Origin of the sequence: uncultured Chitinophaga sp. (assembly GCF_937874145.1) — a bacterium.
Classification (GTDB): domain Bacteria; phylum Bacteroidota; class Bacteroidia; order Chitinophagales; family Chitinophagaceae; genus Chitinophaga.
The window spans coordinates 1-7,805 of the sequence record NZ_CALNBI010000381.1; the positions used below are offsets into that span (position 1 = coordinate 1).

9 protein-coding genes and 1 pseudogene are annotated in these 7,805 nt (G+C 57.0%); 2 read left to right on the forward strand and 8 right to left on the reverse strand.

The window, feature by feature from the left end:
• A pseudogene (locus Q0510_RS18665) lies at positions 1-262 on the forward strand (hypothetical protein); the annotation flags it as partial.
• A 70-nt stretch (positions 263-332) separates the two neighbouring features.
• Here the strand turns inward: Q0510_RS18665 and Q0510_RS18670 are convergent.
• Together Q0510_RS18670 and Q0510_RS18675 are read right to left on the reverse strand one after the other, a co-directional pair.
• Positions 333-1,196, reverse strand: a complete 864-nt coding sequence (locus tag Q0510_RS18670; protein WP_298715219.1) for a universal stress protein — start codon at positions 1,194-1,196, stop codon at positions 333-335.
• Positions 1,189-2,769, reverse strand: a complete 1,581-nt coding sequence (locus tag Q0510_RS18675; RefSeq protein ID WP_298715221.1) for a BCCT family transporter — start codon at positions 2,767-2,769, stop codon at positions 1,189-1,191. Before Q0510_RS18675 ends, Q0510_RS18670 begins: the two co-directional genes overlap by 8 nt.
• A gap of 74 nt (positions 2,770-2,843) precedes the next feature.
• Between Q0510_RS18675 and Q0510_RS18680 the strand changes: the two genes are divergently transcribed.
• Positions 2,844-3,497 carry an alpha/beta fold hydrolase gene (locus Q0510_RS18680; RefSeq protein ID WP_298715223.1) on the forward strand — a complete coding sequence of 218 codons (654 nt, stop codon included), beginning with the start codon at positions 2,844-2,846 and terminating at the stop codon, positions 3,495-3,497.
• 84 nt (positions 3,498-3,581) lie between these two features.
• On the opposite strand, the gene Q0510_RS18685 is transcribed toward Q0510_RS18680, so the two are convergent.
• The 6 genes from Q0510_RS18685 to Q0510_RS18710 all read right to left on the reverse strand — a co-directional run bounded on the left by Q0510_RS18685 (position 3,582) and on the right by Q0510_RS18710 (position 7,682).
• Positions 3,582-3,938: a GreA/GreB family elongation factor gene (locus Q0510_RS18685; RefSeq protein WP_298715225.1), complete on the reverse strand. Its 357-nt coding sequence runs from the start codon at positions 3,936-3,938 to the stop codon at positions 3,582-3,584.
• 172 nt (positions 3,939-4,110) lie between these two features.
• Positions 4,111-4,251, reverse strand: a complete 141-nt coding sequence (locus Q0510_RS18690) for a hypothetical protein (protein ID WP_298715227.1) — start codon at positions 4,249-4,251, stop codon at positions 4,111-4,113.
• Positions 4,252-4,360: 109 nt separating this feature from the next.
• Positions 4,361-5,515: a TonB-dependent receptor gene (locus Q0510_RS18695; protein WP_298715228.1), complete on the reverse strand. Its 1,155-nt coding sequence runs from the start codon at positions 5,513-5,515 to the stop codon at positions 4,361-4,363.
• Positions 5,512-6,381, reverse strand: coding sequence for a TonB-dependent receptor plug domain-containing protein (locus Q0510_RS18700; protein WP_298715231.1), 870 nt, complete (start codon positions 6,379-6,381; stop codon positions 5,512-5,514). Before Q0510_RS18700 ends, Q0510_RS18695 begins: the two co-directional genes overlap by 4 nt.
• 20 nt (positions 6,382-6,401) lie before the next feature.
• A complete protein-coding gene (locus tag Q0510_RS18705; protein ID WP_298715233.1) occupies positions 6,402-7,208 on the reverse strand; it encodes a FixH family protein in 807 nt (268 codons plus the stop codon).
• A 102-nt stretch (positions 7,209-7,310) separates the two neighbouring features.
• Positions 7,311-7,682, reverse strand: coding sequence for a hypothetical protein (locus Q0510_RS18710; RefSeq protein WP_298715236.1), 372 nt, complete (start codon positions 7,680-7,682; stop codon positions 7,311-7,313).
• Positions 7,683-7,805 lie beyond the last annotated feature (123 nt).

Sequence of the window (7,805 nt, forward strand, 5' to 3'; positions counted from 1 at the left end):
GGCATCGTCGTTCAAGGTGACCGGTGGCCCGGCGAACAGCGATGAATCGGAAAGCTGGATCATCTCCAAGCCTTTGCAGCTGAACAAAGCCATCCCGGATGCGGGTGTGCCGATCAAGAAGATGTCGGACAACCGGCTGGAAAGCTACTTTACCATTTACAAATCACCGGGCCAGTATATCGCCACATTCGAGGCGGCTACCACCACGGTGTACGACAGCAAAAGCGCTGTACAATCCGTAGACGTGAACATCCTCCCATAGTGGAGTACCCTGTACAATAGCAAGGCCGGCTCCTATCCAGGGCCGGCCTTATTGATGTTTCCAAGCTTGTTCATGGTTTAACGAGCAGCAGTCCGGGTGCATTGTCGCGCTGCAGCACTTCGTTGGCCACGCTGCCCATGAAGAGGTTGGTCAGCGAAGTAACGCCCTGTACGCCGAGGATGATGAAATCCGCCTGGTTTTCGCGCGCGAAGCGCATCAGGGTGCTGGCCACGCTTTGCTCGCGGGCGGGGATCACCTGCAAGGGCGGTGCATCGCGGTATTGCGCGGCCCATTTCCGGGTTTTATCGGCAGCCTCCTGCCGGAAGGCCGCTTCGGTTTCATCTTCCGAAAAGATGGGAAAAGAATGGTAGCTCATCCGGTGGATGTAAACGGGGATCATGCGCGGGGATGCTTCTCCTTCGGCGATGATGCGGCCCCAGCGCGCCACGGGCGCCGTGTAGCGGGAGAAATCCACCGCCTGCACGATGGTGCGCGGCCGGCGGTCTGCGCTTTCGGGCAGGAGCATTACGGCGGCGGGCAGCATGCGGGCGAGCTTCTGGCTGATACCGCCGCTGCCTTCCAGGGTTTGCTTGTTGCCGAGCAGCACCAGGTTGGCCTGCTGTTTCTTCACCACCTCCATAAACGCCAGTTCGGCATACGCTTCATGCGCCACCTGCACGTCGAATGGGATGTCGGGGATGGCGATGCTGCTGATCAGTTGCCGTATTTTTGACTCGATGCGGGAAGCGATGAGCCGGAGCTTGGCGGGCTCGCGCATATCCGCCGGCAACTCGGCTACCTTGATGCTGTGCAGGAATGTAATGTGGGAAGAAGGAAGCCACTGCTGGAGAATGCCGAGATAACGGATCAGTTCCCTGTCCATCCCGGATAGGTCGAGGCCGACCAGTATTCGGATGTCTGTAGGCTTAGTCATTTTTATCCTGTTCGTTTATCAGATCAGTAATGATGTTCCGGTAACTCTTTTCCTGCTTCTGCCGCTGCTTCTTCTGGATACCCGCATACTCTTCCTGCAGGCCTTTCCAGAGGCTGTAGCACATCAGCAGGATGATCGCCGCGAAAGGCAGGCCTGCGATGATCACCGCCGCCTGCAAGGCCCCCAGCCCGCCGCTCCACAACAATGCAATGGCGATGAATCCCTGCATGAACGACCAGAAGATCCGCTGCAACACCGGCGTGCGCTGCGAACCACCGGAAGTGATATTGTCCACCACCAGCGACCCGGAATCCGAAGACGTGATGAAGAAAAATGCCACGAGTACCACCGCCAGTACGGATAACACCGCCGTCAGCGGTAGCATTTGCAGGAATTCGAAGAGCGCGGTGGAAATGTTCGCCTGCACGGCTTTCACGATGCTATCGTCGCCCGCCAGGATGAATGAAAACGCCGTGTTGCCGAAAACGGTCATCCACAGCAGCGTCAGCATCGCCGGAACGATCAGTACGCCCAATACGAACTCCCTGACCGTGCGCCCACGGGAGATGCGTGCGATAAAACTTCCCACGAACGGCGACCACGCGATCCACCAGGCCCAGTAGAAGACCGTCCAGCTGTTCTGCCACCCGGTTTGCCGGTAGCTGTCGTTCCAGGTGCTGATATCCACGAAATGCGAAATGTATGAGCCTGTATTTTGGATAAGGCTTTTGAGCAGGTAGATGGTTGGTCCCGCGAGGAACACCAGGAGCATCAGCGCCAGCGCCAGGAGCATATTCACGTTGCTGAGGAGTTTCACGCCCTTGTCGAGCCCGGAAATAACGGACAGCGTGGCAACGGCGGTGATGCAAAGGATCATGACGGATTGCAGCCCGGCGGATTCCGGCCATCCGAACAGGAAGTTTGTGCCCGCGTTGATCTGCTGCACGCCCAGCCCCAGGGAGGTGGAAAGGCCGAACAGCGTGGCCAGTACGGAAAAGATATCGATGCAATGCCCCCACCAGCCATGGATCCTTTCTCCGAGGAAAGGATAAAACAGCGAACGGAAAGTGAGCGGAAGCTTCTTGTTGTAAGCGAAAAACGCCAGCGCAAGGCCCACCAGCGCGTAGATCCCCCAGGCATGCAGGCCCCAGTGCAGGAAGGTGAAGTCCATGGCCTGGCGCGCGGCGGCTACGGGCGTATCCACCGGCCGGGGTGGCTGCACGAAATGGGAAACCGGCTCCGCCACGCTGAAAAACATGATGCCGATGCCCATGCCCGCACTGAACAGCATGGCGAACCAGGAAACGGTGCTGAACTCCGGCTCGGCATGCTCGCCGCCGATGCGGATGTGCCCGAACCGGTTGAAGGCCAGGCACAGGCAGAATATCAGGACGAAGTTGACGGTCAGGATGAAAAACCAGCCCAGGTTTTCGGTAATGTCGTGCTGCACACTGGCAAACCACGCCGCGGCGGATTCCCGGAACAGCAGGCACAACACCAGGCTGGCCACGACCAGTGTGAAAGACACGAAAAACACCGGTTTGTTAACGACAAATGCTTGCTTCTTGAACATAAGGATCGCTGGTTGGGGTGAATATGGTCTTGACAAATATAGGTATTCCGCATGAACCCTTACCTTTACGCCCGATGAGTACCAAAACCTTTCAGATCGAAGTATCGCCGGAAATTGGCAGCGTAACGGCCATTTACATGTCGCCGCCGAAACCTTCCTGCATCCTCACGCTGGCGCATGGCGCGGGCGCCGGTATGCAGCATGTGTTCATGGAAACGCTGGCGGAATCACTGTCGAAAGCCGGTATCGCCACGCTGCGGTTCAACTTCCCGTTTACGGAACAACAGAAGAAAAGACCGGATTCCCCCGCCGTTGCGCAGGCTACGATCGCGGCGGCCATTAAAAAGGCGCAATCCCTCGCGCCCAAAATCCCGCTATTCGCTTCCGGTAAATCATTCGGCGGGAGAATGACGTCGCAGTACATTTCCGCCCACCCGGAAAGCCCCGTGAAAGGGCTCATCTTCTTCGGCTTTCCGCTCCACGCCGCCGGCAAACCTTCCGCCGGCCGCGCCGAACACCTCCGCGCCATTACCAAACCCATGCTGTTCCTGCAGGGATCAAGGGATACGCTGGCCACCTGGGACCTCATCGCCGCCGTCTGCCAATCCCTCCCCACCGCCACGCTCGTGCGGCTCGAAGGCGCCGATCATTCCTTCAAAGCCGGTAAAACCGACGTCATCGGCCTGCTCACCGCCGAAACCAAAAACTGGACAGCCGCAGTGGTATAACAAAATGAAAGCCGCGCCGGTTCTGCAACCTGCGCGGCTTTGCTGTTGGCGGGGATACCTGTCTTACCCCTGTAGTCACCCACGTTATACCGGGTTGGAAACTTCCATCACGATATAATATTTCTTGCTGTTCTTGAATTGCAGCTTCACTTCTTCCCCTTTCTTCAAACCCAAAATCGCCATACCGATGTTGGACGTTACCGACTGGTTGCCGCCCGGCAGGGACATGTGGTAAGTGAAGTTCATCCGCGCCATCTTATCTCTTACGGTTACCCTGGAATGCAGGCGCACGGCGTCGCGGGGGAATTCGTCCTGCGGCACAATTTTAGCCTTCTCCAGCTTTACCTTCAGCGGCTCGGTGGCCTCGGTGCCGAGGTAGCTGCTGATGATGGCGTGATCGTCTTTATGTATGATGGGTTGTGTGGTATGCGTGATATTCATGGTTGTATTATTTTTCTGAAAAGACATGGCAATGCCCCTCCGCCGCAATGCCAACATCGGGGCAGCGACGGAAAATAAATTGCATGCAGCGCTATGCCGGGAAAGCATAAAGGCTTATCCGTGCAATGACATTGCTGTGAATAAAATGCGTATCCCCCGGCTGAAGCGCGTTTTAACAGGCGGGGGCTGAAGTATAGAAGTCTTTGAAGTTGGAATAGAAGTACGCTTTGCCGGGCAGTAATTCAACACTGGCGAAGCTCCCCGCATAATTGGCAAACGAGGCTGCAGATTGTATGTAGTATAAATCGTGCATTAACTACAAATATAGGCATTATAAACTGCATTACGGCAATCGTGGCTGAAAATGAAAGCCGCATGCGCTTTGGGCACATACGGCTTTGCTATTTGCGATGCGGGAAAACTTAAAATGAAATACCGAACTGCAGGAAGCAATTCCTGCCCTGCCTGGCTACATTGCCCCAGTCCAGGTGCTCGCGGTAATAAGCGTCGAAGATATTCTCCACGCCGCCGTTCAACTGCCAGGGAATGTTGTTGAACCGGCCGTTGTAGCCGAGGCGGAAATGGAACAATTGGAAATCGCCCGTCTCCCTTTCGTTCGCCGCCTTGCTCACGTTGCGCTGGGCCGCGGCGGTTTCCATTTCGCCCTGCAGCCATAATTTCCCGATGTGTTGCCGGATGGTGGTGATATTGCGCAGCGGCGCGATCATGGGCAGCGGGTCGCCTTCCTTGTTCCGCGCATAAGCGTATTTGAGAACGGATACTACCTGCGTTTTGGGGAAGGGCTGGTACATCACGCTGCCTTCTGCGCCGGTCAGTATCGCGTAGTCGAGGTTCTGGTAACGTTTCACGCCGCGCGCGCCGGTCGTCATTACGCTCAGCGATGGGTCGTACACGCCCATGATATAATTGCCGGCCCGCGAAACATATCCCGCGGCCTGCACTTTCCATTTCGGTTTGCGCCAGGTCAGCGACAGCTCCGCCTGCTGCGCGGTTTCCTGTTGCAGGCCGGGATTGCCGATGTAATCGTGCATGTCGAACTGGTTGAAGAGATAGAAGCCGTACAGCTCGCTCGCGGTCGGCGTTCTGCCATTGAAGCCCAGTGATGCCGTGGCTTTCAGGTTGCGGTGCAGCTTCCGGGAAACCTGCGCGGATACGGATGGGATGAAGAACTGCGCATTGGCGCCGCTGTACCCGAACACGGCCAGCTGGTCTTTACCCATTCCGGTAGTAAGCCCGAAGTCCGAATAATCCGCGCGGGCGCTGAACTGCAATTGGGTGAGGCTGTCCAGCTGCAACACGTATTGCGCCGCCACGCCCGTCTGCACCTGGCGGTTATCCGGCCAGGTGAGCATGTACATGGGCGACTGCCCCTCCTGGTACATCGTCATGGAAGCCACGAGGCGCGTCAGCGACGCATCCGCCCGCAGCGTCAGCGACTGCCGCTGCCCGATGCTTTTGGTGCCTTCGAGATAAAAGCCGGAGGTGTTGCTTTTGCCGGGCATGTCCATGTGCATGGGCACATCGGGCCGCTGCGTGTCGTCCATATAGTGTTTCACCTGGTTGGCGTAGAGTTTCGCCTCGATCTTGCGCCCGGCACGTTCTCTTTCACGAGGCTCACGGCGCCGATGCGCGCATTGGCATAGCCTACGTCCATGGGCAGGGCGGCGTAGCCGATGTTCCAGCCATCGTCGGCCAGGAGGTCTACTTTCAGGTAGGTGTTGTGGTTGAGGAGGAACTTGCCGTGCAGGGAGTAATTCACTTTTTCATATTGCGAGAACTGCACGCGGTGGCCGCTGCCGTCGCGGTAGTTGCCGGCTTTGCGATACGTCCCCGTAGCTGCGATCCCCCACTTTTGCGTGGTGTAGTTCAGGTTGAGGGACTGGAAGAACGAGCGCGATGCGGAATGGAACCCGGTGTTCGACGATCCCGAGAAAGTAGCGCCCGTTTCGCAGCAGCTGCCGTGGCACGATGCTTCGGCCAGTTTCATGTTGATGCTGCCGCCGAGGGACGACCCGTTAAGAAGGCTCCCGCCCGTGGTGCGCACTTCGATGCTTTGCAGGTTGGCGGGCTCGATGTAGATGGAGGCCGGGTCCATTTTGTCGGTACAGGCCCCGTGGATGCGCATCCCGTCGAGCAGCAGGTTCACCTGGCCGCTGTTGTAGCTGCGGATAACGGGCTCCATCCCGTAGTTCCCGCGCCTCACCATCGACAGCTCGGGCAGGCGCGAAAGCACGTCTTCCGTAGTGGCGGCGCGGTTGGCGCTGAAGAACTGGAATAAATGCTGCTGGTGCGTTTTCTGTTTCGCGGAAACGTTCACTTCCCGCAGCACTACCGTCCGCAGGGAATCCTCTTTGACAGACACCTGCGCAGTGGCCATGCCCGCAGGCAGCAGCGATATAAGTAATAAGTTGACGGCTTTCATGACGTTCGATTTTCGCGGTCTTAGAAATTCACTTCGAAATACGTTGCCTCGTCCGCAACCGCGGCGCCGGCTTTGAAACCGAGGTGCAGGTACCACAGGCCCGTCATCGTGAAATTCGCTTTCCCTTTGTAGTGGCCTTTGCCAATATGGACGGGGTCCGCGTTGTTGGGGGAACCGTGGCCCATGGTGGGCATTTCGGGGGTGAGGGAAACGGTCAGGCTGCTGTCTGCCGGGAACTCCATCATGTTCTTTACTTTATATACCGCGATCTCCAGCTCGTTCACACCTACTTTCGGCGCATCCGGCAGGATGTACGCCACGAAGAATTTGGCGTTATCGGCTTTGGATACAAAGGATTTCAGGCGCGCTACGGCGGGGGCGGTTACAACCGCCGGCAGGGTCGCTATGCCCTGCCTGCCGTTCCCGGAAACGCTCACACTGAGCGTCCAGCTGCCCATTTCACCGGAAGGCATGGTGAAGACCACCGCGGCGGGGAACAGTTTGTTCTCCGCGTTGCCGGAAGGTTGTTCCACGGGCGAGGCATGTTTCATCGTGCCCATGTCCATCATGGGTTGCAGGGTGATCTGCGCCTTTTCCAGCGGTTTGCCGGAGATGGAATCGTACAGCGCGACGTATATGGGATTATACCCGGTCGAAAACGCTTTCTTCGCGTAGAGCTCCACTTTAACACCAGCGCCCGTGGCGTAGCCTTCGGCCATTTTCTGGTAAGGGATCTTTTCAGGCGCGGGCTCCATATTGTCTTTGGAACAACCGGTGATAATGGCGGCGAAAGTGAAAGCCAGGAGGAAAAGGAAATATTTTTTCATGACTGCATGTATTGTGATAAGTGTAAGTGATACCGTTCGGACATGGCGCTCCCGGCAGGCGGCTCATGTTAGCCGCACAGGAATGCCAATTGCTGTAAACGGTTACATGCAGGGCGGGTGGAAACAGGAATAGTGGTAATTGTAAGCGTAATGCCCCGGATGGAAAGCGGGGTACTGCATGGACGGCGGAACAAGGGGAACGTGCTGTTGCAGGCAGGATGCCGGTTCCACGTACACGCACACTTCGATGATTTTGGCGGAGGTATGCCCGGGCTGTTCCTCTTCGCCCGCTTTGCGCAGCTGCTTTTTCAGGAAGCATTTGCCTTCGCAGTGCATGGCGGGCCGGTCGCGGTTTTCGCAGAGCATCCCGGCAACGTAATCTTTATTCGCATAATAGCCGGCGTACATCACTACGGGGTGGAACGACTGCAGCGCGAGTAAAACGATTAATATGAGGGATGTAAACAGTTTCACGATACCCAAAGGTATCCATCCCTGCCATCAATCATGTTGATCCCGGTCATACCGCGGGATGATTGGCATTATGCCCCTGGCGGGAAAAATAAAAAACCGCAAGGGCTTCGGTGCGCTTGCGGT

What these genes read in the sequence shown, in the direction of transcription:
- Q0510_RS18670 (WP_298715219.1), bottom strand. Translation starts at nt 1,196, where the DNA reads ATGACTAAGCCTACAGACATCCGAATACTGGTCGGCCTCGACCTATCC.
- Q0510_RS18675 (WP_298715221.1), bottom strand. Translation starts at nt 2,769, where the DNA reads ATGTTCAAGAAGCAAGCATTTGTCGTTAACAAACCGGTGTTTTTCGTG.
- Q0510_RS18680 (WP_298715223.1), top strand. Translation starts at nt 2,844, where the DNA reads ATGAGTACCAAAACCTTTCAGATCGAAGTATCGCCGGAAATTGGCAGC.
- Q0510_RS18685 (WP_298715225.1), bottom strand. Translation starts at nt 3,938, where the DNA reads ATGAATATCACGCATACCACACAACCCATCATACATAAAGACGATCAC.
- Q0510_RS18690 (WP_298715227.1), bottom strand. Translation starts at nt 4,251, where the DNA reads ATGCACGATTTATACTACATACAATCTGCAGCCTCGTTTGCCAATTAT.
- Q0510_RS18700 (WP_298715231.1), bottom strand. Translation starts at nt 6,381, where the DNA reads ATGAAAGCCGTCAACTTATTACTTATATCGCTGCTGCCTGCGGGCATG.
- Q0510_RS18705 (WP_298715233.1), bottom strand. Translation starts at nt 7,208, where the DNA reads ATGAAAAAATATTTCCTTTTCCTCCTGGCTTTCACTTTCGCCGCCATT.